Annotated in this window: 22 protein-coding genes and 1 riboswitch; all 22 genes read left to right on the top strand. The window is 43.6% G+C overall.

All coding sequences use genetic code 11. From position 1 onward, the window contains the following. Positions 1-272 precede the first annotated feature (272 nt). The 22 genes from INF29_RS04210 to INF29_RS04105 all read left to right on the top strand — a co-directional run bounded on the left by INF29_RS04210 (position 273) and on the right by INF29_RS04105 (position 25,536). Entirely contained in the window at positions 273-2,411 is a 2,139-nt protein-coding gene (locus INF29_RS04210; protein ID WP_193484836.1) for a BglG family transcription antiterminator, read from the top strand. Next, positions 2,411-4,252 (top strand): PTS mannitol transporter subunit IICBA, encoded by a 1,842-nt coding sequence (locus INF29_RS04205; RefSeq protein ID WP_087989697.1) that lies wholly within the window; start codon positions 2,411-2,413, stop codon positions 4,250-4,252. The genes INF29_RS04210 and INF29_RS04205 overlap by 1 nt, the downstream gene beginning before the upstream one ends. Before the next feature lie 82 nt (positions 4,253-4,334). After that, positions 4,335-5,486 carry a mannitol-1-phosphate 5-dehydrogenase gene (locus INF29_RS04200; RefSeq protein ID WP_193484834.1) on the top strand — a complete coding sequence of 384 codons (1,152 nt, stop codon included), beginning with the start codon at positions 4,335-4,337 and terminating at the stop codon, positions 5,484-5,486. 35 nt (positions 5,487-5,521) lie between these two features. Then, a complete protein-coding gene (locus INF29_RS04195) occupies positions 5,522-5,782 on the top strand; it encodes an HPr family phosphocarrier protein (RefSeq protein ID WP_072852095.1) in 261 nt (86 codons plus the stop codon). A 32-nt stretch (positions 5,783-5,814) separates the two neighbouring features. Next, on the top strand, positions 5,815-7,500 hold the full coding sequence (gene ptsP / locus INF29_RS04190) for a phosphoenolpyruvate--protein phosphotransferase (protein WP_242949248.1): 1,686 nt from the start codon (positions 5,815-5,817) through the stop codon (positions 7,498-7,500). A 169-nt stretch (positions 7,501-7,669) separates the two neighbouring features. After that, on the top strand, positions 7,670-9,289 hold the full coding sequence (locus tag INF29_RS04185; protein WP_193484832.1) for a SpoIID/LytB domain-containing protein: 1,620 nt from the start codon (positions 7,670-7,672) through the stop codon (positions 9,287-9,289). A 4-nt stretch (positions 9,290-9,293) separates the two neighbouring features. Beyond that, a complete protein-coding gene (locus INF29_RS04180; protein ID WP_193484830.1) occupies positions 9,294-9,590 on the top strand; it encodes an ADP-ribosylation factor GTPase-activating family protein in 297 nt (98 codons plus the stop codon). Further along, entirely contained in the window at positions 9,553-9,855 is a 303-nt protein-coding gene (locus INF29_RS04175) for a hypothetical protein (protein WP_087989700.1), read from the top strand. The genes INF29_RS04180 and INF29_RS04175 overlap by 38 nt, the downstream gene beginning before the upstream one ends. A gap of 23 nt (positions 9,856-9,878) precedes the next feature. Continuing rightward, entirely contained in the window at positions 9,879-10,148 is a 270-nt protein-coding gene (locus INF29_RS04170) for a hypothetical protein (protein WP_072852099.1), read from the top strand. A 9-nt stretch (positions 10,149-10,157) separates the two neighbouring features. Beyond that, positions 10,158-11,189 (top strand): tRNA preQ1(34) S-adenosylmethionine ribosyltransferase-isomerase QueA, encoded by a 1,032-nt coding sequence (gene queA, locus INF29_RS04165; protein WP_072852100.1) that lies wholly within the window; start codon positions 10,158-10,160, stop codon positions 11,187-11,189. Positions 11,190-11,204: 15 nt separating this feature from the next. Further along, entirely contained in the window at positions 11,205-12,527 is a 1,323-nt protein-coding gene (locus INF29_RS04160; RefSeq protein ID WP_193484828.1) for a replication-associated recombination protein A, read from the top strand. 16 nt (positions 12,528-12,543) lie between these two features. After that, positions 12,544-12,999 carry a hypothetical protein gene (locus INF29_RS04155; protein WP_193484827.1) on the top strand — a complete coding sequence of 152 codons (456 nt, stop codon included), beginning with the start codon at positions 12,544-12,546 and terminating at the stop codon, positions 12,997-12,999. 140 nt (positions 13,000-13,139) lie between these two features. Further along, positions 13,140-13,760 (top strand): stage V sporulation protein AA, encoded by a 621-nt coding sequence (locus INF29_RS04150; RefSeq protein WP_087989704.1) that lies wholly within the window; start codon positions 13,140-13,142, stop codon positions 13,758-13,760. Continuing rightward, complete coding sequence (locus INF29_RS04145) at positions 13,757-14,185, top strand: stage V sporulation protein AB (RefSeq protein ID WP_072852107.1); 429 nt, start codon at positions 13,757-13,759, stop codon at positions 14,183-14,185. The genes INF29_RS04150 and INF29_RS04145 overlap by 4 nt, the downstream gene beginning before the upstream one ends. A 73-nt stretch (positions 14,186-14,258) precedes the next feature. After that, positions 14,259-15,554 carry an ROK family transcriptional regulator gene (locus tag INF29_RS04140; RefSeq protein ID WP_193484826.1) on the top strand — a complete coding sequence of 432 codons (1,296 nt, stop codon included), beginning with the start codon at positions 14,259-14,261 and terminating at the stop codon, positions 15,552-15,554. Positions 15,555-15,896: 342 nt separating this feature from the next. Then, on the top strand, positions 15,897-17,006 hold the full coding sequence (gene chvE, locus INF29_RS04135; protein WP_072852109.1) for a multiple monosaccharide ABC transporter substrate-binding protein: 1,110 nt from the start codon (positions 15,897-15,899) through the stop codon (positions 17,004-17,006). 105 nt (positions 17,007-17,111) lie between these two features. Continuing rightward, positions 17,112-18,647, top strand: coding sequence for a multiple monosaccharide ABC transporter ATP-binding protein (gene mmsA / locus INF29_RS04130; RefSeq protein WP_072852111.1), 1,536 nt, complete (start codon positions 17,112-17,114; stop codon positions 18,645-18,647). Positions 18,648-18,671: 24 nt separating this feature from the next. Next, a complete protein-coding gene (mmsB, locus tag INF29_RS04125; protein WP_072852114.1) occupies positions 18,672-19,838 on the top strand; it encodes a multiple monosaccharide ABC transporter permease in 1,167 nt (388 codons plus the stop codon). Between the two features lie 18 nt (positions 19,839-19,856). Beyond that, positions 19,857-21,383: a xylulokinase gene (xylB, locus tag INF29_RS04120; RefSeq protein WP_193484825.1), complete on the top strand. Its 1,527-nt coding sequence runs from the start codon at positions 19,857-19,859 to the stop codon at positions 21,381-21,383. A 15-nt stretch (positions 21,384-21,398) separates the two neighbouring features. Continuing rightward, positions 21,399-22,037 carry a DUF4867 family protein gene (locus INF29_RS04115; protein ID WP_087989707.1) on the top strand — a complete coding sequence of 213 codons (639 nt, stop codon included), beginning with the start codon at positions 21,399-21,401 and terminating at the stop codon, positions 22,035-22,037. A gap of 35 nt (positions 22,038-22,072) precedes the next feature. Next, positions 22,073-23,542, top strand: coding sequence for an L-fucose/L-arabinose isomerase family protein (locus tag INF29_RS04110; protein WP_087989708.1), 1,470 nt, complete (start codon positions 22,073-22,075; stop codon positions 23,540-23,542). A 191-nt stretch (positions 23,543-23,733) separates the two neighbouring features. Beyond that, positions 23,734-23,854, top strand: a riboswitch (FMN riboswitch). Positions 23,855-23,979: 125 nt separating this feature from the next. Further along, positions 23,980-25,536 carry an FGGY-family carbohydrate kinase gene (locus tag INF29_RS04105; protein WP_193484824.1) on the top strand — a complete coding sequence of 519 codons (1,557 nt, stop codon included), beginning with the start codon at positions 23,980-23,982 and terminating at the stop codon, positions 25,534-25,536. The last annotated feature ends 346 nt before the right edge of the window (positions 25,537-25,882 follow it).

The following is a 25,882-nucleotide window of genomic DNA, read 5'->3' as shown; positions in this document are numbered from 1 at the left end:
AAAAACGATTTTTTCAAAATGTAAAAAATAAGTTAAGAAAATTGACAAATTCTTTTTTTAACATCGGAAAAGAAATTTGTTGTCATGCAAGATGCACAGAATTTTAATAAATATTTTATGCAAAACAAATAAAAAAGGACTTTATGACAAGTATACAAGGAAATTCCGGCAAAAATGTCATAAACTATTGGGGACAAACGTGAAATATCCTTTTGTTGTAAGGATTTATCAGAAGTATTAAAATGAAAACATCGAAAGGTTGGTTTTTAAAAATGTCACGAGTGAACCAGGGTGGGGAACAAAAATCCGGATTGACCTCACGCCAAAAAGCAATCATTCAGATTTTAACACAATTTACGGCAGCAAATCCTGTTACGGTGGCTGCCATATCTGACAAGCTGAAGATCAGTTCTCGTACAGTGCTGCGGGAAATGCCGAAGATTGAAGCTTGGCTGGCAGAACATGACTTTACATTCCTGCGGAAGCCAGGGGTAGGCTTGGTGCTGGATGAAAGCATGGAAACCAGAAGTCGGATTTTGGAACTGCTCAATGAAACAGACATTGTGCAGGCATATTCCAAAGAAGAACGACGCAGACTGATTCTGGGAGAACTGCTCTTTGCCAAAGAACCGCTGAAGTTTTACTATTTCACATCAAAGTATAAGATTTCAGACGGCACCCTGAGCAACGACTTGGATCATCTGGGAGAATGGCTGCGGCAGTATCAAATTCATGTGATACGTAAGCCGGGGCTTGGCATCTACACAGAAGGAAGCGAAGACCATTACCGACAGGCAATTGCCAATGCCATTTATGAATTTATGACGGAAGATGAAATATTGGGACTTTTCCGGGAAAAGAAAGAAAAAAGAGAATCTGGTATTTCTGCTGCGGCACAAAGCCGATTGTTCCACTTCATTGATGATGAAACTTTTGAGATTGTAGAAAAGGTATTGTCAGAAGTAGAACAGCAGATGCATATCAAGTATACGGACAGCGCTTATATGGGTTTGCTGGTGCATATTGCTCTGGCGGTGAAGCGGCTTCGGAATTTTGAAAAAATCGAAATGGAAGCCCAGCGATTAGAATCCTTGAAGCGTTATCCTGAATACTCTGTGGCGGAAGAAATTGGCAGACGCATTGCCGAGCGTTTTGCCATTGAAATCCCACAGGAAGAAATTGGCTTTATCACCATGCATTGCATCAGCGCACAGATCTGGCTCACCGGTCAGATGGATCATACACTTGCCGAACGTATGAATATGCGCCAGCTGGTGAAAAATATGGTGGATATTATAGAAAGGGAAATGGGGATTTCCCTGAGCCAAAACGAACAGCTTCTGACAGACCTGACAGAGCATATCACGGCGGTGTCTAGCCGCCTGCGTCTGCATGTGAAAGTCAGAAACGCGCAATTGGAAACCATAAAAGAGAATTATGGTGAAATTTATCGGGCAACGGAAAAAGGCTGTCAGCTTCTGCGTCATGCCGTTGGTGTAGCAGAAGTGCCGGAAGCGGAAATTGCTTTCATTGCCATGTATATCTGTGCTGCTGTGGAAGATCAGCAGTCACAGCAGGGAAAAATACCCGTTGTCGTGGTGTGTCCCACAGGTTTGGGCACATCCAAAATGTTAGCGGTGCAGCTGACAAAGGAATTTCATAATCTGGAAGTACGGGAGATTATATCTGCATTTCGCATCGATATACAAAAGCTGCAAAGAGAAGGAATACGCCTTTTGATCTCAACAGTACATTTAGACATTGATTTTCCTTATGTTTGTGTGAACCCCATTCTTTTGGAACAGGACAAGATTCTGCTGCGCAATGAACTGCGATTGTTGCCGACACAGCAGGCGGTGGTTCCACAGAAAAAACCGGCAGCAAGTCTTTCAAAAGATGGGCTGGTATTTATGACAAGACTGGGAGAGGAAATCTTATATTTGCTGGATCATGTGCAGCTTCTGGTTTTGCCCTATGCACAGGATAAGCAGGAATTGCTGTATGTAGCATCTGGCATGTTCACGGAAACGAAAGAAGCGAGGGAACTGATTGCCGACAGCCTTGCAAAACGGGAACAGATTTCTTCTACATATATTCGGGATTTTCAGATGATGCTGCTGCATTGCAAGACCGGTGGAGTGAAGCATTGCTGCTTTGGATACATCAGACTGAAAAGACCGCTCTTTCAGTCAGAGGGCGTCATTGAAGGAGCCATTGTCATGTTGGTTCCAAAAGAAGGGGATTCTTTAGAGGCAGGATTGATGAGTGAGATCAGCAGTGGACTGCTGGAGGATGAAGCATTCTTTTCCGCCGTACAGAAAAAGGGAAGGATTAGCATCATTGAGTCATTGGAAAAACGATTGATGCAATATTATCAAAAAACAATCACTACAAGGATGGAGGGTTCTTAATGAAAAATAGCATTCAGAAATTCGGGAAATTCCTGAGTGCAATGGTTATGCCTAATATTGGGGCGTTCATTGCTTGGGGCTTTATTACAGCTTTGTTCATCGAAGCAGGTTGGATTCCAAATGAAAGACTGGCAACACTGGTAGATCCTATGTTGAAATACCTGATTCCCACTTTGATTGCATTCCAGGGTGGTAGAATGGTTGGCGGCGACCGTGGCGGCGTTATGGGTGCTGTTGCAACATTGGGTGTTATCGCCGGTTCCGAACAGACCATGCTTATCGGTGCAATGGCAATGGGTCCTTTTGCCGGCTTGGTCATCAAAAAATTTGACAAAGCAGTGGAAGGTAAAATTCCTGCCGGCTTTGAAATGTTGGTAAACAACTTCTCTGTTGGGATTTTTGGTATGATTCTTGCAATCATTGGCTATTATCTGATTGGGCCTGTTATGGCTACGATTCTTGCAATCCTGACAGCAGGTGTTGAAATTCTGGTAACAAACAAACTGCTGCCTTTCGTAGCAATCTTCGTAGAACCTGCGAAGGTACTGTTCCTGAACAACGCTATCAACCATGGTATCTTCACACCAATCGGTATCGAACAGGCTGCAGAAACAGGTAAATCTATTATGTACATGCTGGAAGCAAACCCCGGTCCTGGTCTGGGTGTATTGCTGGCATACTGGGTATTCTCCAAAGACAAAGTGACAAAGAGTTCTGCACCCGGTGCGGTTATCATCCACTTCTTTGGTGGTATTCATGAAATCTATTTCCCTTATGTATTGATGAACCCCGTGATCATCATTGCACCTATCGTAGCATCCATCGTAACAATCTTCTATTACAGCATCATGGGTGCAGGTCTGGTAGGTCCTGCTTCTCCCGGTTCCATCATTGCGTTCCTGGCAGTAGCACCTAAGGGTGAAACACTGAAAGTTCTCATCGGTGTTGTTCTGGCTGCAGCAGTTTCCTTCGTTGTAGCATCTCCTATCGTAAAACTGTCCGGTAACAAAAACCTGGATGAAGCAACAGATAAAATGAAAAACATGAAAGCTGAAGCAAAAGGTCTGGCAAAAGCAAACGGCGAAATCAAGAAAATCGTATTCGCTTGCGACGCAGGCATGGGCTCCAGCGCAATGGGTGCTACAAAATTCAGAAACAGAATTGCACCTTTGAATCTGGGTATCACAGTTATCAATACTTCCGTAGATAATGTTCCCGCTGATGCAGATGTAGTTGTATGTCAGGCAGTTCTGCAGGATCGTGCAAAAGCAAGCGCACCTCAGGCTGAACTGATTACTATCGGTAACTTCCTGGCTGACCCTAACCTGGATGCACTGTATGCTTCTCTGGAAGCAAAGGCTTCCGGTGCAGGCGAACAGCCCGCAGCTGAAGTGAAAGCGGAAGAAACCACAACAACAAACAATGGCATCATGGTTGCAGCTGGCATCAAAACAGGTCAGGCATCTGTAAGCAAAGAAGAAGCGATTACAGCTGCTGGTAAACTGCTTCACGAACTGGGCTATGTAAACGAAAGCTATATTCCCGCTATGCTGGAAAGAGAAAAAACTGTTTCCACATACATGGGTCTGGGCGTAGCAATCCCTCATGGCACATCTGAAGCAAAAGACGAAGTAAAGAAAACTGGTATTGTAATGCTGCAGTATCCCGAAGGCGTTGACTTCGGCGATGAAAAAGCTTATCTGGTATTCGGTATTGCTGGTATTGGCAACGAACATCTGGATCTGCTGGCAAAAATCGGTACAGTCATTGAAGAAGAAGAAAATCTGGATAAACTGAAAAAAGCAACAACTCCGGAAGAAATTCTGAAAATGTTTCAGTAATAAATAATTGAGAAGGTAAACGGATGTTACAGCCGGCTGTGGTGCATACTGCGGTCGGCTTGTCCGGGAGGAGGAATTTGGAATGAAAAAAGCCATTCAATTTGGTGCAGGTAATATCGGCAGAGGTTTTATTGGGGCTTTGCTGGCAGAAGCAGGCTACCATGTTGTATTTGCAGATGTAAACGAAGCTGTCATTGATAAAATCAATGCAGACGGCACTTATACTGTACACGTAATGGACGTTACTTGCAGAGAAGAAAAAAACACAAATATCAGCGGTGTTAACTCTACAACTGATGCAGTTCTGGAAGAAATCACACAGGCTGAAGTGATTACAACAGCAGTAGGTCTGGTGGTTCTGCCTAGAATCGCACCTGCCATTGCAAAAGGTATCACTATGCGTATGGAAAGAGGCATCACAGACTGTCTGAATATCATTGCCTGCGAAAATGCCATCAAAGCAAGTTCTCAGCTGAAAGCAGCTGTTTATGAAATTCTGGATGAAAAAGGGAAGGCTTATGCAGACCAGTATGTTGGTTTCCCGGATTGTTCCGTAGACCGTATCGTTCCTCCTGTAAAGAGCGAAAACTTCATTGATGTAGTTGTAGAAAACTACTATGAATGGAACGTAGAACAGGCTTCTTTCAAAGGCGAAATTCCTGCGATCAAAGGTATGAATCTGGCAGATAATTTGATGGCATATATCGAAAGAAAACTGTTTACACTCAATACAGGACATGCCATCACTTCTTATCTGGGTTATCTGAAAGGATACCACACAGTAGATGAAAGCATCGGCGATGAAAAAATCTACGAAACTGTAAAAGCAGCTATGCAGGAAAGCGGCGCTGGTCTGATTGAAAAATATGGCTTCGACAGAGAAGCGCATATGGCTTATATCGAAAAGATCATTGGTCGTTTCCGCAATCATTACCTGGAAGACGATGTTGCCCGCGTTGGCAGAGAACCTCTGCGTAAATTGAGCGCAACAGACCGTCTGGTAAAACCTACTATGACTGCTGTTGGCTATGGTCTGCCCGTAGAACACCTGCTCATCGGTATCGGTGCAGCACTGCATTATGATAACGCCGCTGACCAGCAGAGCGTAGAACTGCAGGCAAAGATCAAAGAAAATGGCGTTCGCGCTGCTTTTTCCGAAATTTCCGGCGTAACAGATGCAGCAATTCTGGACAAAGTAGTAGAAAAGTATGATAATATAAAAGCGTATCTGTAAGATATAATTTTTAAAGAAGAAGGAGAAAAAATATTATGGTATCTAAAAAAGTAGTTGTTACAAATAAAACAGGTCTGCATGCTCGTCCCGCATCCAATCTGGTTGCATTCTGCAAAAATTACAACAGCAAAATTTTCCTGTCCAACGGCGAAAAGAAAGTTAGCGCCGCAAGCATCATCCACGTACTGACACTGGGTGTAAAAACAGGCACAGAACTGGAAGTTATCGCAGAAGGTGAAGATGAAGCAAAAGCAGTAGAAGAAGTTGTAAAATTCATCGAAGCACTGGAAGACTAAGAAAAGAAAAACGGTGAAGGGGAGTGAGCGAAATGATGAAGACATATACTGTGGCAAAAGCGGCATCCAAAGGCATTGTCATGGGTAAAGCCTTTGTGGCTGTTCAGGAAGATCTGACAGCTGACAGCAGAAGCATTAAAGATTCCGAAAGAGAAATGGAATGGCTGAAATTTCAGAAAGCAGTGAAAGATGCAGTGGAAGACCTGCGGGTTCTGGCAAAAGATTCCGATATTTTCGCGGCACATCTGGATGTTGCGGAAGATACCGTACTCCATGATTCTGTGGAACTGAAGATCAACAGCGAAAATAAAAATGCACAGCTTGCTCTCGAAGAAACCGTTGCGGAAATCGTGACTATGTTTGAAAGTCTGGATGACGAGTATCTCAGAGAAAGAGCTGCTGACATCAAAGACGTTGGCAAACGTATCATGTGCGGTCTGAAAGGAATCAAGAGCAATCCTTTCGAAGGCATCAATGAAGATGTGATTGTTGTTGCGGAAGATCTGGCACCCTCTGATACAGCCAACATGGATTTCCGCTATATCAAAGGCTTCATCACAGAAGCTGGCGGCGTTACCAGCCACGTTTCCATTATGGCAAGAAGCATGGAAATTCCTGCTTTTGTAGGTGTAGCTGATTTCCGCAAAAATGTGACAAATGAAGACTATATCATTCTGGATGCGGTAGGCAAAGAAATCATCGTAAATCCCGATGAAGAAACCAAAGAAGTATATCGCAAAAAAGCAGCAGAATACAAAGCCATGAAAGCAGAATTTGAAAGCATGAACAATCTGCCTGCTACAACTACAGACGGCAGAACTGTGGAACTGTTTGCAAATGTTGGCAGTATTGTGGATGTAGAAAATGCTGTTACTCGTGGTGCGGAAGGCATTGGCTTGTTCCGCAGTGAGTTCCTGTACATGGAAAACACCAAATTCCCTACAGAACAGGAACAGTATGATGCTTACAAAAAAGCCATCGAAACCATGAAACATCCCGTCATCATCCGTACACTGGATATTGGCGGCGATAAAGAACTTTCTTATTACAAATTCGATGAAGAAGAAAATCCTTTCCTGGGCTGGAGAGCAATCCGTATCTCTCTGGATCTGAAGGATGTTTTCAAAACACAGCTTCGTGCCATCCTGCGTGCCAGCGCATATGGTGATATCCGTATCATGTATCCTATGATCATTTCTGTAGACGAATTTATGGCAGCAAACGCTATTTTGCAGGAATGTAAAGAAGAACTGCGTCGTGATAACATTCCTTTCAATGACAGCATTCAGACTGGTGTCATGATCGAAACACCTGCTGCTGTTCTTTGCGCAGAAGATCTGGCAAAAGTTGTTGATTTCTTCAGCATCGGTACAAACGACCTGACTCAGTACCTGCTGGCAGTTGACAGAGGCAATCAGAAAATTGCTCGCCTGTATAACTCCTTCCATCCGGCTGTACTGCGTGCAATTCGTACAGTGATCCAGGCTGGTCATAAATATGACAAGCTGGTTGGTATGTGCGGCGAATTTGCCAGCGATGAAAAAGCTGTTCCCATCCTGTTGGGTATGGGTCTGAATGAATTCAGTATGGCAGCTTCTGAAATCGCATCTACACGCTACCAGATCAGACACCTGAACTATGAACATTGTCAGGCTCTGGCAGATGAAATCTGCAAAAAATCAACCATTGCAGAAGTTCGTGAAATGCTGGAAAAATAATAAAATTGTGAAAATCTGAATGGGGATAACCTTTCCTTAGGAAGGGTTATCCTTTTTTATGTGCTGGAAAAACTGCTTTTGAATTTGTGGAATGATGGGTCAAGTTATGGTATAATGTCAAAAAGAGAATCTTTTCCGATTGTACGGAAGAAATATTTGGAGGCAACAAATGATAAAATGGAAACAATGTATGTTCGGGGCTGTACTGGCGGGGGCTGTATGTATGAATATGCCGCAGGCAGCCTTTGCTTATGATGTACCTGAGATGGTGGAAGTTGGTTTGGAATCTGTTTGTAAAAATGTCACATCCGCTTCCATTGGAAGCAGCCAATTGGCAGTGGGAACATTGCAGAATGATAAATTCCGGGAAGACGGAACCATCTCTTCTTCCGGCGGTTTTACTGCCAAAATGGTAAAGGGAGAAGTGATTCGGATTTCCGACAGCATGTCCCAGAAAGATGCGGAAGATTTGGCATATAGTCTGCGTCGTACTGGCTTTGATGCAGCCTGCGGTTATCTTGGTAACGACGAATGGACGGTATATGTGCAGAATAGTTCCCGTTCCGAGGTAGAAAGTGCATCTAAAGAATCTGCAGAACGCATCAGTGATTTTAATGGTATTTGCCTTTCTGGCGGCGGCGAAAATCTGCTGATGGTCAGCAATGATGTGGACTATGGCTTTGGCGGTACTGATGAAACTTTTACCATCAATGGCAAACAGTATCGTGGATATCTGCGCTTCGCGGTGAACGGTACAGTGATGACAGCGGTGAACGTGGTAGATTTGGAAGAATACCTCTATGGTGTTATTCCGGCGGAAATGCCTGCTTCCTATAGTGAAGGAGCATTGAAAGCCCAGACATTGGCTGCCAGAACCTATGCGATGACAAAGCTTAGTGCCCATAAAAGCAGTGGCTATGAATTGTGTGACACCACAAACTGTCAGGTTTATAAAGGATATAGTGGAGAAAATGCAAAAACCAATCAGGCCGTAGACGATACAGAAGGAGAAATCATCTGCTATAATGGTACACCTATTGAAGCGGTATTTTCTGCTTCCACAGGCGGTTATACAGAAAACAGTGAAAACGTTTGGAATTCGGTTGTGCCTTATTTGCGTGCAGTGCCTGAAGTTGGAGAGTACGGCAACAATACATGGGAAAAGACATTGACATTGTCCCAGCTGGATAGTCTGCTTTCTTCCAAAAGCGAAAATATCGGCAGTGCACAGGATATTGTCATTACAAAGATTTCCGCAGGTGGTCGTGTGCAGGAAATGAAGATTGTCGGTACTTCTGGCAGTGTGACATTGACTAAAGAAAATATCCGTACTTATTTTTCCGGTGCCTGCGGCAGCTTGCCCAGTAAAATGTTTACCATCAACGGAAAAGGCGGAGATCCTTCTTCTGGAAGCAGAACCGTGCAGCGTCAGGCGACAATAAGCAGCAGCACAGGTTCTTTGACTTCTTCTGCAGTGATAAACGGCATCACTGCAAAAACAGAAGGCACGCTTTCCGCTATGAATGGAAAGAATCTGAAACTGGATGGTTTGAGCGTTTCTGAAAATACAAACTCCAATCAGAATACCCCTGTGATTTCTACAGGAGATTATCAGATTTATGATGTAAATATCAGCACTGTGGAAAATGGCACTTTTGTATTTGAAGGCAGTGGCAATGGTCATGGTGTTGGCTTGAGCCAGAATGGCGCCCAGGGTATGGCACAACAGGGCTATTCTTATGAAGAAATCATCAAACATTATTATACAGGCGTAACCATTGAGGGGTGAGGATATGGACTGGCAGACCTTTCTGATTTCCCAGAAGGGATGGCGGGATGATGAGGGGAATACCCTCTGCTTTTCCGACTGTGATTTAAACGGGAAGAAAAAAGAGGGCGTACTTTGGATTTATCTGGACGAGGGGCTTCGCTGCGGCGGCATGCATCGTCTCATTCCCGTCAGCTTGGCGGCAGTAAAAGATGCGCTTTTGGGCTGCCGAAAGGATACACTCTGGCAAATGGTTGAAAATGATCTGGAAGGAGCGGGTATAGATGTATGCAGAGAAATTGACGGAAGAACAGATTCGTGAGATCATGAACCTGATTTCCGATGACGGCAGTGTGCGGATTGTGCAGATTCGTACATACAATTCCAGTTTTGAGGATTGTGTCAACTGGTCTAAGGTACCTGAGGTAAAGGCAATGTTTCAGGAAACAGAAGAAACTTATCGCCTTTATGACTATCATATTCAGGGATTCCACCGTGCCGGTGCCGGTTCCGAATATATTTACCGGAAAAAGATGTATGAATACTTTGGCGACCAATATGCCATTGACTTTTTGCTGGAACATTAAGGAATGAGAAAAGAGGGAAGCCAATGTATGTAAAAAAACTGAAAGACCATCAGATTGCAGATATCATGCGTGTGATTTCCGACCCAGATGCGGAAGTGACAGATATCCGCCGTCCTTATACAGACCCTGAAGTGACTGTGTTGTCTCAGGATATGGAGGAACATTATGTGCTCCATGACTATGACATCGAAGGATTTGATTTCCTGCCCGATGATGCGACAAAGATTTATCGAAAAAAGATGCTGGAATTTTTCGGCATAGATTATGCACTAAATTATTTATTAAGAAAATGAGGAAGAAACATGAAAACAAGTGAATTTTATTTTGATTTACCGGAAGAACTGATTGCCCAGGAACCTTTGAAAGATCGTTCTTCTTCCCGGCTGTTGGTGGCTGATAAGAATACAGAATCTATTTCCCATAGACATTTTCGGGATATCAAAGAATATCTGAAAGCGGGAGATTGTCTGGTTATCAATGATACCAGAGTATTGCCTGCAAGACTCCATGGGGAACGTGTAGGCACCGGCGCACATATTGAAGTGCTGCTTTTGGTGCGCAAAAGTATCGACACATGGGAAGTGCTGGTGCGTCCCGGTAAAAAAGCCCGTCCCGGGGATAAGATTTCCTTTGGTGATGGCAGATTGACAGCGGAAGTACTGGAAACCATCGAAGGCGGCAACCGTATCATTAAATTCTATTACGAAGGTGTTTTCGAAAATATTTTGGATGAGCTGGGTGAAATGCCTTTGCCTCCTTATATCACACATAAACTGGAGGATAAGGAACGCTATCAGACTGTATACGCAAAACACGATGGTTCTGCGGCAGCTCCTACAGCAGGTCTCCACTTTACACCGGAACTACTGAAAGAAATCGAAGAAATGGGTGTAAAGATTGCTCATGTGACACTCCATGTTGGTCTGGGTACTTTCCGTCCTGTAAAAGCGGAAGATATTCTGGATCATGAAATGCATTCTGAATATTATGTGGTGGAAGAAGATCAGGCGGCAATTATGAATGAAGCCAGAAAAAATGGCGGCAGAATCATTGCTGTTGGTACCACCAGCACCAGAACACTGGAATCTGTCACAGATGAAAACGGCGTTGTTCATGCAGGAAGCGGCTGGACAAAGATTTTCATTTATCCTGGTTATACATTCAAAGCAGTGGATTGCATGATTACCAATTTCCATCTGCCGGAATCCACATTGATTATGTTGGTTTCTGCTCTGATGGGGAAAGATTTCATCATGCGTGTCTATGAAGAAGCTGTCAAAGAACGGTATCGCTTCTTCTCCTTTGGGGATGCCTGCTTGTTCCTGACAAAATAAAAAGAGGTGAGCAACATGGACCTTTTTGAATATAATCTACAAAAGAGAGGTACACAGGATGCACCACTTGCTGCAAGAATGCGTCCAACAACTTTGGAAGAATTTGTGGGGCAGGAGCAGATTGTTGGGAAAGATAAATTGCTTTACCGTGCCATTAAGGGCGACAGACTGGGTTCCTTGATTTTCTACGGTCCGCCGGGAACAGGAAAAACCACACTGGCAAAAATTATTGCCAATACTACGAAAAGTGAGTTTGTCCAGATCAACGCTACCACTGCCGGCATCAAAGACATCAAAGATACGGTGACAGCGGCAAAAGAACGCCTTGGTATGTTTGGCAAAAAGACCATCCTTTTTATCGACGAAATCCATCGTTTCAATAAAACACAGCAGGATACACTTCTGCCCCATGTGGAGGATGGTACGCTGGTGCTCATTGGTGCCACAACGGAAAATCCTTATTTTGAAGTGAATCGTGCGCTTGTTTCTCGTTCTGTGATTTTTTCTTTGGAACCATTACAGCAGAAAGATATTGCATCTCTTTTGCAGCGTGCGTTGGCAGACGAGGAAAAAGGTCTGGGTAGTTACCATGCACAAATGGATGAGGATGCACTGGATTTTCTTTCCAATACAGCAAATGGTGATGCAAGAGCAGCGCTCAATGCTTTGGAACTGGCAGTGCTGACAACAGATCCGGGCGATGATGGTATCATCCATATCACCCTTTCTGTAGCAGAGGATTGCATCCAAAAACGAGCGTTGCAGTATGATAAAGGCGGCGATAATCATTACGATACCATTTCTGCTTTTATCAAAAGCATGCGAGGCTCTGACCCTGATGCGGCACTGTATTATCTGGCAAAAATGATTTATGCTGGGGAAGACCCGAAGTTTATTGCTCGTCGCGTTGTCATTTGCGCGGCGGAAGATGTGGGGAATGCTGATCCACATGCGTTACAGGTTGCAGTGTCAGCCATGCAGGCGGTGAACTTTATCGGGATGCCGGAAGGACGGATTCCTTTGGCACAGGCAGTGACCTATGTATCCTGTGCACCAAAGAGCAATGCAGCATATTTAGGAATTGATAAGGCATTAGCTGATGTGCGGAATGTGCAGATTAAAGGGGTGCCGCCCCATCTGCGGGATGGGCATTACAGCGGCAGTCATGATTTGGGCAATGCCATTGGATATAAATATGCCCATGATTATCCCAATCATTATGTAGAACAGCAGTATTTGCCCGATGAACTGGTTGGAACGGTTTATTATGATATGAGCAATAATGGCGTAGAACGCCGTATGAAAGAGCATATGAAGCGACTGAAAGGTGAACTGTAGGAAAGGGGGAAGCACTATGAAAAAAAGTGGTTTGCGCGCATTGATCGGATTAGTAGTGGTTGTGATTGTTGTGATTCTGGTTTATCAAAACAGCGGAAAAAATACCGCAGAATCCGGCATTGCTGCATTGCAGGCGATTGTGGAAACAGGTGAATATACCGTTGCTGTGACTGACGAATCCGGCGAAAAACAGGAATTGGATGGCGACAGTAAGACTATGCTGGCAGAACTGATTGCTTCTACAGTGGCAGATGCATCAGGAGAAGATTTGTCAGCGGTTCTGGAAAATCCTCAGTTTTTGGTAGAAGTTACAGGCGGAGACCCTGCGGTAACTGTAGGAGTAACTGTATATGACGCAGGGGAAGATACCAACTTTGGTATGATTTCTTTTGCGGATAAAACATATCCTGTGAAAAACTGCGGTGAAGTCCTGAATTATCTGGCAGAAATCGGTTTTGCAACTGTCAGATAAAATCATTTGACTGTATATTGCTATTAAAAAATCTCTCCAAAAGATTTTTTGGAGAGATTTTTTCTTCTTAAAGCGAAATCAATCCGATGAATAGTTTTTGATGAGGGCATCCATACTGTATTTATAAGGAGGAATGCAGTATGGATATTTACATCAAGCCTATGGAAAAGGTGCAGATGGTTGGCAGAAAGATCATCTACCTATCAGATGTGGCAGAAGTTTATGCAGGAGATTCATGCCAAGGAGCGTTAGAAAAGCTTCCTGTATTTCAAGTGCCGGAGAATACAGAGAATATGTACTTGATTTCCGTATTGGAATTGGTACAGGCGATTACTGCATTATACCCAAAAGCAACGGTGTCCAACGTAGGGGAGTCAGACATCTTGCTTTCTTACGCACCTTATCCCAAAAAAGAAAACAAATTGATTTTATGGAGTAAAATCCTCTTTGTTTCTGCGGTGTTGTTTTGCGGCGCAGCAACAACCATCATGTGTTTTCATTCAGACACGCAGCTTCCTTTAATTTTTCAAAATTATTATGCCATGGCTTATGGTGAGAATACAGAATTGCCTAAATTGGTGACAATACCGTATAGTATTGGTTTAGTAGTAGGTATCCTGGTCTTCTTCAACCATTTTTCAAAATTCGCATTATCGAAAGATCCAACACCCATTGAAGTAGAAATGACGACTTATGAAAAAGAAACCATCACCAGTACTATTGAGCGGTTGGGACGGAAAAAACGGGAGGAAAAACAATGATGAGGATACCGTTGCTGGTGCTTGCAGGTTTCGCATCTGGTGTAGTGGTGGCTGCTGGTACCTTTGCATTTATTGCTGCCATTGGAATTGTGCCGCGAATGGCACAAAGAACCAATACAAAACAGTATATTCCTTTTTACGAAGATACTATATTGCTGGGTGGGCTGTTTGGCTGCCTTATGTCTTGTTTGGATTGGAAAATTGGCTTACAGGGAGTTCCTGCGCTGATACATGCATTGCTTTGCGGCATTTTTGTTGGCGTACTGGCTATGGCACTGGCCGAAGTGCTGAATGTAATGCCGATTCTTATGCGTAGGGCAAGGTTGAACAAGGGCATTACATGGTTTGTTGTTTCATTCGCTCTAGGAAAATTATTGGGTTCACTTCTGTATTTTCTGAAAGATGGATTTTATCAATTACCATAATGTAAATAGTTTTAGAAAAGTAGTTGCAAATATATCCGCTGTATGTTAATATATAGAAACAAATGTACAGGCCATGGGTACAATGGCATGTGAGCGCAGACAGTCAATTGGATATGATATTTCTGACCATTGCTTCCGATGTCATTGCAAAAAGAATGAAGAAAATGTTCTTTTTTCATGGCGTTATGGTGATGGTCTTTCTTTTTGGGGCGAATGTGGAAAAGTGGGTGAACATTCAATGGAACGAAAACGTATCTCAACAACCGAATTACGCAAGCAAAATAGAAATCAGGTTTTTCGCATCATTTATGATGCGGATGGACCGCTGACAAAACAGGAAATTGCACAACGGCTGCATATGAGTCTACCAACGGTGACACAAAACCTCAAGGAACTCTTTGACGAGAATATTTTAACAGATGCTGGGGCAGATGAGTCAACAGGCGGCAGAAAGGCGCGTCTGATCAAACTGAATAAAAACGTGTATTTTTCCGTGGGCATTGAACTTTCGCCGAAGCATATTCGTTTTATTGCGATTAATCTGAAGGCAGAAGAACTAGCTTATGAAAAACTGGAGTATCCCTTCAGCAATACACCAGAATATCGGATGGTATATGCGAAAAAATTGGAGGAATTTTTGGATCGGTTCGGTTTTTCCAGAGAACGTTTATTGGGCGTTGGCATTACTATGCCTGGCATCATTAATGAACAAGAGGGAATTGTAGAAATTGCGCCAGTATTACAGCTGCACCATATGAAACTTTCGCTTTTGACAGAAGTGATTCCATATCCTGTATATGTACAGAATGATGCTTCTGCGGGTGGTGTGGCAGAATGGTGGAATTATGACGGACCTTCTGCAATGGCATATGTGTTCCTGGGTAAGGGTGTTGGCGGTGCACTCATGATTGATGGAAAGCCGTTTGAAGGTTTGAACAGACGTAGTGCAGAATTTGGTCATATGTGCATCCATCCAGGCGGAAAAAACTGCAATTGTGGACGTCAAGGCTGTTTTGAATCTTATTGTTCATCTTCGGTGTTGAGCGATGATCTTGGAATGGACATTAAGGATTTCTTCCAGCATTTGGAGGAAGAAGACCCGTATTATATGGAAATCTGGGATACGTATGTTTCCCATCTTGTAACAGCTATTCACAATATCCATATGGTATTGGATTGTGAAATTGTAATTGGTGGTATCTTGACACCATATTTGGAAGATCATATGCCAATGATTCGCAAACGTTTGAAGGAGAAATCATTCTTCCCTGATGAAGAACGATATATTCATTTAGGAAGATGTCAAGGAAAAGCAAACTGCATTGGCGTCGCGTTACATTTTATTGCTGATTTTTTGGAACAGATTTAAAAAGAAATGAGAAAAAGAATGCATTGTTTAGAAAGAAATATCTTTTCAACAGTGCATTTTTTTTATTTAAAACATAGGAAATAACGAGGCTTTTTTTGAATAAATATAGACTGGTTTTTTTTGTGCATATTAGAATACAAGTTAGAATTGTCTTAGAAAAGTGAACAAAAAAATGAATAAGTTTTTATTGTAATACACGAAATATGGTAACTTCCGCTAGGTATATTGACATTGGGAATAGGAATTGATACAATATGCACATAACTTAGAGAAAGCACATTTATAAAACTATTTTGGCTTTCTTAAAAAAGGTTATCAATATGGAGAGGAGATGTATCAAACATGAAAAAGAAATTTTTCGCTTCCTTGATGGCAATGGTTATGGTCTTCGGCTTGGCAGCTTGCGGTGGTTCTAGCGATACTACCACAACTGAAGGCGATGCAGCTGAAGGTGGCACAGGCGGCAAAATCGGCGTATCTATGCCTACACAGTCCCTGCAGCGTTGGAACCAGGACGGCTCTAACATGAAAGCTGAATTGGAAGCAGCAGGCTATGAAGTTGATCTGCAGTATGCAGGTGACAACGACATTCCTACACAGGTATCTCAGATTGAAAACATGATCGCAGGCGGCTGCGAAGTTCTGGTTGTAGCTGCAATCGACGGTTCTTCCTTGACAACAGCTCTGCAGGGCGCAGCTGAAAAAGGCATCCCTGTAATCGCTTATGACCGTCTGATCATGGATTCCGAAGCAGTTTCTTACTATGCAACATTCGACAACTACAAAGTAGGTCAGATGCAGGGTCAGTACATCGTTGACGCTCTGGATCTGGAAAACGCAGAAGGTCCTTTCAACATTGAATTGGTAACAGGTGCACCTGACGACAACAACGTAAACTTCTTCTTCGGCGGCGCTATGGATGTTCTGCAGCCTTACATCGACAGCGGTAAACTGGTAGTTCCTTCCGGTCAGACAGAAAAAGCTCAGTGTGCAACAGCTAACTGGTCTACTGAAGAAGCTCAGAAACGTTTCGAAAACATCATTTCTTCCGTTGGCTATGGTCCTAACGGCGTGAAACTGGATGCAGTTCTTTGCTCTAACGACTCCACTTCTTACGGCGCACAGAATGCGCTGCAGGCAGCTGGCTACACAGCAGACAACATGCCTATCATCACTGGTCAGGACTGTGATAAACCCAATGTGAAAAACATCGTTTCCGGTCTGCAGTCTATGTCCGTATTCAAAGATACACGTACACTGGCTGAAAAAGTTGTAGGTATGGTTGATGCTATCATGAAAGGCACAGAACCTGAAATCAACGATACAGAAACATACGACAATGGCACAGGCGTAATTCCTTCTTACCTGTGTGACCCCGTTGTAGTAACAGTTGATAACTACAAAGAAATGTTGATTGACTCCGGTTACTATACCGAAGCAGACATTGCTTAAGACCCAATCAAGACTCTCAACAGGGTAAAAGCCGCTGATGAGGGCGGGCGGCAGAGTAACTGCCGCCCGTTTATTTTGCAAAAGAATATGAAAGGAGGGGTTTCAGTGGCAAAAACTATATTGGAAATGCGCAATATCACAAAAACATTCCCTGGGGTAAAAGCCCTGGACAATGTTAATCTGCAGGTGGAAGAAGGGGAGATCCACGCTTTGGTAGGTGAAAATGGCGCGGGCAAGTCCACATTGATGAACGTGCTCAGCGGTATTTATCCTTACGGCTCTTATGAGGGCGATATTATTTATCAAGGTGAGGTTTGTCAGTTCAAAGTCATCAAAGACAGTGAAGCAAAAGGTATTGTTATCATCCATCAGGAACTGGCACTGGTACCATACTTATCTATCGGTGAAAATATGTATCTGGGCAATGAACGGGGTGGCAAATTCCACATTGACTGGGACGAAACTTATAACAAAGCAGATGCACTGCTGAAGGAAGTAGGTCTGCATGAATCTTCTAACACATTGATTAAAGATATTGGTGTCGGCAAACAGCAGCTGGTAGAAATCGCGAAAGCATTGTCTAAAGATGTTAAGTTGCTGATTTTGGACGAACCCACAGCATCATTAAATGAATCTGATAGTAAGGCGCTTTTGGAATTACTGCTGCAGTTCAAGCGCCAGGGAATGACAAGCATTATTATTTCTCATAAATTAAATGAAATTTCTTATGTAGCAGATAAAATCACCATCATCCGTGACGGTTCCACCATTGAAACATTGGTAAAAGGCGTAGACGACTTCTCTGAAGAACGTATTATCAAAGGAATGGTAGGTCGTGATATGTCCAGCCGTTTCCCTAAGAGAGAATCACATATTGGTGAGGTTATGCTGGAAGTCAAAGACTGGACAGTATATCATCCCCAGTTTGAAGGCAGAAAGGTCTGCGACAATGTTTCCATGAATGTCCGCAAGGGCGAAGTTGTCGGGATTTCCGGTCTGATGGGCGCAGGACGTACAGAACTTGCCATGAGTATGTTCGGTCACAGTTACGGCGCAGACATCAGCGGTACTTTAAAACTGCACGGAAAAGAAGTACATCTGAAAACAATCAAACAGGCTATTGAAGCAGGTCTTGCTTATGTAACAGAAGACCGTAAAGGCAATGGTTTGGTTTTGTCAAATCCTATTCGTGTGAATACAACACTGGCACGTATGGAAAAAGTATCTCGTCATGGTGTCATTGACTTTGACGCAGAACGTAGTGTAGCAGAAGATTATAAAAATGCACTGCACACAAAAACCCCCAGTATTGAACAGAATGTTGGCAATCTTTCCGGCGGTAACCAGCAGAAAGTATTGCTGGCAAAATGGATGTTTGCCGACCCTGATGTTCTGATTCTGGACGAACCCACAAGAGGTATTGACGTTGGGGCAAAATATGAAATCTACTGTATCATCAATGATCTGGTTGCAGAAGGAAAATCCGTTATCATGATTTCTTCCGAACTGCCCGAAATTTTGGGTATGAGTGACCGTGTTTATGTTATGAACGAAGGTCGTATGGTAGCTGAACTGCCTATTGAAGAAGCTACCAGTGAAGTGATTATGTCTAAAATCCTGCAGTCCAGTGCGAAGAAATAAGAAAATGAAGGGAGCGTTCTCCGTATGAATAAAGTAAAAGCGGCCATGAAGAAAAATACCATGCTGTTTGTATTGGTAATCGTCACGGTCTTATTCCAAATCTTAATCACAATTAATGGCAAAGGTTCCATGTTTGCGCCGACAAACGTGTCCAACCTGATCATGCAGAACAGTTACGTTGTAATTCTGGCAACCGGTATGTTGCTGTGTATTTTGACTGGTGGTAACATCGACTTGTCCGTTGGTTCCATCGTTGCTCTGGTAGGTGCTGTTTCCGGTATCCTTATCGTAAATATGCACGTGAATATTTATGTTGCAATGATTGCATGTCTGTTAGTTGGTCTTGCAATCGGTGTTTGGCAGGGCTTCTGGATTGCCTATATGAATATTCCGCCTTTCCTGGTAACCCTTTCTGGTATGCTGGTATGGCGTGGTCTGGCAACAGTCCTTCTGAATGGTACTACCATTTCTCCTTATCCCGATAACTATCTGAAATACTTCACATCTTACATCTCCGGCGGCGATGCTAACAGCACATTGATCATCTCTCTGGTAATTGGTGCTGTATGCTGTGTAGTCATGTTTGCAATTTCTCTGTATGCACAGGCGAAAAAACGCAGAAAAGGCTACGAAACAGGTAATACAACAATGCTGATCATCAAACTGGCAATCATCGCAGTTGTTATTATGGCTGCATGCTATCTGCTGGGCAAAAACAAAGGTATCCCTGTTGTACTGATCCTGCTGGCAATCGTTGTATTGGTATATGACTACCTGACAACACGTACTGTTCCTGGTCGTCACCTGTATGCACTGGGCGGCAACGCAAAAGCAACTCAGCTGTCTGGTATCGACACACGTAAGATTATGTTTGGCGCATATGTAAATATGGCATTCCTGTCCGCACTGGCTGCTCTGGTCTGCGTAGCACGTTTCAACTCCGCAGCTCCTTCCGCTGGTACTAACTACGAAATGGATGCCATCGGCGCTTGCTTCATCGGTGGTGCTTCCGCATACGGCGGTACTGGTACTGTAGGCGGTGCCGTAATCGGTGCGATCTTCATGGGTATCCTGAACAATGGTATGTCTATTCTGGGTATCGACGCAAACTGGCAGAAAATGATCAAAGGTCTGGTACTGCTGTTTGCCGTAGTATTTGACGTTGTAAGTAAAAAACGTTCCAAATCCTGATTTTAAGGAGGCTTTACAATGAATTATTTGCTTGGTATCGACATTGGTACTTCTGGTACCAAAACGGTGCTTTTTGATGAAGCAGGTCATGGGGTTGCCTCCTATACAGGGGAATATCCTATGGCACAGCCGAAAAATGGATGGGCAGAACAGGATCCTGCGGATTGGTGGAAAGCTGTTGTAGACGGCATCCGCGCTGTTCTTGCAAAGAGCGGCATTGACGCAGGAGAAATTCGTGGCATTGGTTTATCCGGTCAGATGCATTCTTTGGTACTGTTGGATGAAAATGGCGAAGTCCTTCGTCCCTCTATCCTGTGGTGTGACCAGAGAACCGCTGTGGAATGTGAAGAAATTCATGCTTTGATGGGCGGCAAAGAACGCTACATCGAAATCACAGCCAACCCTGCACTGACAGGTTTTACTGCTGGTAAAATCCTTTGGGTAAGAAAACACGAACCTGAAATTTATGCAAAAGCACGCCACATTTTGCTGGCAAAAGACTATATTCGTTATAAACTTTGTAATGTATTTGCGACAGAAGTTTCTGATGCTTCCGGTATGGGTCTGCTGGATGTGCCGAATCGCTGCTGGTCTCAGGAAGTATTGGAAAAACTGGATATTGATCCTGCAATGCTTGCAAAAGTATATGAAAGTCCTGAAGTAACAGGTACCATCACTGCTGAAGCGGCTGCTTTGACAGGACTGAAAGAAGGTACCATCGTTGTAGGCGGTGCTGGCGATAACGCAGCGGCAGCTGTTGGTACAGGTGTTGTAGAAGATGGTAGAGCTTTTGCTACCATCGGTACTTCTGGCGTGGTATTTGCCCACACAGATAAACTTTCCATCGACCCTAAGGGCAGAGTACATACTTTTTGCTGCGCAGTGCCTGGCGCATGGCATGTGATGGGCGTTACATTGGCAGCTGGTCAGTCTCTGAAATGGTATCGCGACAATTTCTGTGATGCAGATAAAGTGGAAGCAGAAAAACAGGGCGTAGATCCTTACGATCTGATGACAGCAGAAGCTGCAAAAACACCTATCGGTTCCAACCGTTTGATCTATCTGCCTTACCTGATGGGTGAAAGAACACCTCATTTGGACCCTGATTGCCGTGGTGCTTTCGTTGGTCTGTCTGGCATGCATACAAGATATGATCTGGTGCGTGCCGTTATGGAAGGGGTTACATTCAGCCTTCGTGACTGTGCAGAAATCCTTCGTGGTATGGGTGTACAGTCTGATGTGATTCTGGCTTGTGGCGGCGGCGGTTCCTCCGCTTTCTGGCGTCAGATGATGGCAGATATTCTGGGATGCCCTGTGGCAACCACCATCAGCAAAGAAGGTCCCGCTTTGGGTGTAGCAATCTTGGCAGGTGTTGGCGCAGGTCTGTATCCTTCTGTACCAGAAGCATGCAGACAGATTGTTGGCGTCAATGCTTCTCAGGACCCTGTTGCAGAACATGTGGCAGAATATGATAAATTTTATGAAATCTACCGTGGTCTGTATCCTGCATTGAAGGATAGCTGGAAGGAACTGGCAGAATTATAAAGAGAAGGTGAAAATATGAAAATCGAATCTGTATTCGATGCATCTTTCCGTCAGTACGGAAAGGTAGTGGAAGGACTGCATTTGGATGAACTGCTGACAGCTCTTTCCAAAACAGAAAAACCCGCAGATGGTGTCATCTATGTTCCCGGTGATGATTCTTTGGAAAACACACCCGCTAAAAAAGAACTGGAAGATAATGTATATGGCGGTATGCCCATTCAGATTGGTTTCTGCAATGGTACAAATACAAAACTGAACTGTGTGGAATATCATCGCGACAGCGAAATCAATATTCCTTGTGAAGATATGATTCTTCTGCTTGGCAAACAGACTGATATTACGCCAGACTATCATCTGGATACAGCAACCATTCGTGCTTTTCTGGTGCCTGCCGGAACAGCAGTGGAAGTATATGCAACAACACTGCACTACGCACCTTGCAATGCAAAGAAAGATGCAGGCTTCCGCGTAGCTGTGGTACTGCCCAAAGGCACAAACACAGATAAACCTGAAATTGCAACACTGAACGCAGAAGATCCCCTCCTGCGCGCAAGAAATAAATGGCTCATCGCCCATGCCGATGCCAGCGAAGCCGCTGATGGCGCATTCGTTGGCCTGGACGGAGTCAACATTGACATTGCAAATGAAATTTAAAGAGAAGACATATTTTGAAAGAGAGGTAATCTAATATGCAGAATATTCCTGTAGTAAAAATGGGTATCATTTCCGTTAGCCGCAGCTGCTTCCCAGTTGCACTGTCTGAAATGCGCCGTCACAATGTTGTAAATGCTTATGGTGCTGATCTGTATGAATGCCCCATCTGTGTAGAAACAGAACTGGATGCAAAAAAAGCAGTAGAAGATGTAAAAGCTGCTGGCGTTGACGCACTGGTTGTTTTCCTGGGTAACTTCGGTCCTGAAACACCTGAAACAATGATTGCTGATATGTTTGATGGTCCTCTGATGTACACATGTGCAGCAGAAGGTGATGGCGACCTGATGAATGGTCGTGGTGACGCTTACTGTGGTATGCTGAATGCTTCTTACAACCTGGGTCTGAGAGGCAAAAAAGTATACATTCCTGAATATCCTTGCGGTACAGCAGAAGAAGTTGCACAGCAGATTCGTGAATTTGTTCCCGTTGCAACAGCTCTGGTTGGTTTGAAAGGTCTGAAAATCTTTGCATTTGGTCCTCGTCCCAATGACTTCCTGGCTTGTAATGCACCTATTAAAGCCCTGTATGATCTGGGTGTAGCAGTGGAAGAACATTCCGAACTGGATCTGCTGGTAGCTTACAACAAACATAAAGACGACCCTCGTATCCCTGCTAAAGTAGAAGAAATGGCAGCAGAACTGGGCAACGAAAATCCTTATGCAGGTGTTCTGCCTAGACTGGCTCAGTATGAACTGACACTGGAAGACTGGATGAAAGATAATCTGGGCTGCTCCAAATACGCTGCATTTGCAAACAAATGCTGGCCTGCATTCCAGACTGAATTCGGCTTCGTTCCTTGCTATGTAAACTCTCGTTTCACAGGCAGAGGTATCCCCATTTCCTGTGAAGTAGATATTTACGGTGCACTGAGCGAATACATTGGTCTGTGTGTATCCAACGCACCTGTAACACTGCTGGATATCAACAACTCCGTACCTGCACAGATCTACAACGAAGATATCAAAGGCAAATGCGATTACCGCCTGAATGAAACATTCATGGGCTTCCACTGCGGCAACACATGCTCCAGCCTGCTGTGCAATCCTCATATGAGCTATCAGCTTATTATGAAACGTCAGCTGGAACCCGATGGTGAACCCGATATCACAAGAGGTACCATGGAAGGCGACATCAAAGCAGGGGATATCACATTCTTCCGTCTGCAGACAACAGCTTCCACACAGCTGCGCGCTTATGTAGCACAGGGTGAAGTTCTGGATGTTCCTACACGTTCCTTCGGTTCTATCGGTATCTTCGCAATTCCCGAAATGAACAGATTCTATCGTCATGTTCTGATCGAAAAACAGTATCCTCACCATGGTGCAGTTACATTCGGTCACCACGGCAAAGCGCTGTTTGAAGTATTCAAATATCTGGGCGTAACAGATATCGCTTACAACCAGCCTAAATCTTTGCCTTATCCTACAGAAAATCCCTTTGCATAATTGCAAAATAGTTTGGAAATCCCTTTCTTTCAGGAAGTTTCGTGGATGACTTCCTGATAAACAGGCAGCCATATATGTGGCTGCCTGTTTTTTATGCCATTAGTAAACATGACAGAAAAAAGGGGTGGATTATCGTCACCTTTGCGCTTGTAGACTATGTGCAAGAGCGGTATAATGTATGCGTAGGAAAAAAGTGTCTTCGGGGCAGGGTGAAATTCCCTACCGGCGGTGATAGCCCGCGAGCCGCTTTTGGTGGCAGGATTCGTTGAAATTACGAAGCCGACAGTATAGTCTGGATGAGAGAAGATATGCTTTTTTGTTCTGCGGTTTTTTTCGTGCAGAAAAGAAACATTGCCCTGTAAGATGACTTGCTTATGGCAGTCAGAAATATACGGGGTTTTTTTATTGCCCCCAATACAGAAAAGAGGCTAAATTGTATGGAAAAGTATTACCTTGGTTTTGACGCAGGAACCCAGAGTGTGAAAGCAGCTGTTTATGACAGCAACATGCAGTGCATCACAGAGCACAGCACACCGACAGTGCTTCGCTATCCACATCCTGGTTGGGTGGAAATGGATGCAGATCAGTATGTGGAGGCAGCAGTGACCAGTATTGCGGCTTGTACAAAAGAAATGCGGGAAAAAGGACTGTCACCGGAGAACATTCGGGCAATCTTTGGGGATGGTGTCATTTTGGGTATTGTGGGTGTTGATGAAGACGGAAACGCCATAACACCATATATCAATTATCTGGATTCTCGTACACAGGCAGATGCGGAGGAACTGGCGGCTTTGGGATTGGATATCTGGGCGAAAGAAACGGGTAATCCTTTGCCAAACTGTATGTTTCCAGCGTTATTTGCAAGATGGTTCCTGAGAAATAATGTAGAATTTCAGAAACGAGGAAAGAAATTCCTGCATAATGCTCCTTACATTTTGTCTCATCTTGCTGGATGTAAAGCAAAGGACGCTTTCATTGACTGGGGTACTATGTCCGGCTGGGGACTTGGGTATAAGGTTGAAAAAAAGGAATGGAGCGATGAACAGCTGGAAATATTGGGGCTGTCCAAAGAATATCTGCCAAGAATCGTGAAACCTTGGGATATTATTGGTCATCTCACAGAAGAATACGCAGAAAAAACAGGTCTGCCAGTCGGTATTCCCATTTGTGCTGGTGCAGGGGATACCATGCAGAGCATGATTGGATGCGGTGTTACAGCTGTCAATAGAGCGGCAGATGTTGCTGGGACATGTGCTATGTTCTGTATTGCAGTAGATGGTATCAAGCCAGAATTGAGCAGACCGGGAACAGACTTGATTTTCAATAGTGGTACACTGGAAAATACATATTTTTATTGGGGATTTATCCGTACAGGCGGTTTGGCACTGCGCTGGTTCCGGGACAATATTTGCGGAAAAGAAGGGGAAGGTGCTTATTTTGATGTGCTGACAGAACGGGCAAAACAGGTTCCGGCAGGTGCCAATGGCGTTTTGTTCCTGCCATATCTGACTGGTGGCTTTGGTGATATTTCAGCGGCAAGTGGTTGTTTTCTGAATATGACCATGGATACAGATCAAGCGGTGTTGTGGCGCGCGGTCTTGGAAGCCATTGCTTATGATTATATTGGTGTTACAGATGTATATCGTGCAGCTGGCGTTGATTTGAATCGTATTGTTGTAACAGAAGGCGGAAGCCGTTCGGATTTATGGAACCAGATCAAAGCGGACATGCTGAATTGTCGTGTAACAACATTAAAGACAGCGCAGGGCGCTGTTATGACCAATGCGGCAACAGCAGCTTATGCCATAGGGGATATTCCTGATTTACAGGAAGCGTTTGAAGCGAATCTGATAGAAAATAAATCTTTTGTGCCGGACCCCAAACGGACTGCTTTTTATCGTAAAGTATATGAAAGAAAAACAAAATTGGTGCGGGAGGAAATGCGCACAGCTTTTGCGGCATTGGAAGAAATGCGACATGTAAAAGAGGAATAACATATAAGTATTTCCCAACAGATGGTGGATGGAATGCATTCACCATCTGTTTTCTTTTTATTTGAAAAACTGGAATTTATTTTTGAAAGTATATTATACAGAAATGGTAAAAGAAATGTTTTTTTGTATATGGACACATGAAATTCTGTTTTTGATAGAATGTAAAAAAATACATAAATATTGAATTTTATATTGGGTGTGTACTGTTAATTTTTTAGCATAAAAACGGTATTTTTAAATTAATTTCATAATGTTACCCCAGAGCTAACTTGAATAATATTGATGTAAACATAGTAAATACATGTAAATAATGGAAATTATATAATTTGTATTGCATAATATTTTT

This window comes from Anaerotignum lactatifermentans, from assembly GCF_014982935.1.
Lineage (GTDB): Bacteria > Bacillota > Clostridia > Lachnospirales > Anaerotignaceae > Anaerotignum > Anaerotignum lactatifermentans.
The sequence above is the reverse complement of the archived record's forward strand: the minus strand, read 5'-3'. Positions and strand labels throughout refer to the sequence as shown.